The sequence below is a fragment of the Streptococcus pseudopneumoniae genome (assembly GCF_038148935.1).
In the GTDB taxonomy this organism is placed as follows: domain Bacteria; phylum Bacillota; class Bacilli; order Lactobacillales; family Streptococcaceae; genus Streptococcus; species Streptococcus pseudopneumoniae_U.
Window position 1 is genome coordinate 1 of record NZ_JBBJZX010000239.1, and the last position, 298, is coordinate 298.

Here is a 298-nt window from a genome sequence, read left to right on the forward strand (position 1 = left end):
GCGAGAAGGTGATACCCACCAGAGCTACAAACATATCGCACCTGTTTACGCAATAGCTATTGTGGATAGTAACTACTTCTCAGATGACTTGGCTTTTCATAGCTTTAGCATGCGCGAGGACACGACAGGTGAAGTTTTAACAATTACAAACAATGGACAGGAAAACCATCTAGTAAAGATGGCATTCTTAGAACTAAAAAAGTACAGAGAAACCAGCAAAGACAAGGTTCGCAAGCCGTGGTTGGAGTTTTTCGGGAACAAGCCCTTTACTCAACAACCCGAGCGAGCCATCAGCCAA

Annotated in this window: 1 pseudogene; it reads left to right on the forward strand. The window is 44.0% G+C overall.

Annotated features, from left to right (window positions below):
- Positions 1–298, forward strand: a pseudogene (locus WKI42_RS10790) (Rpn family recombination-promoting nuclease/putative transposase); the annotation flags it as partial.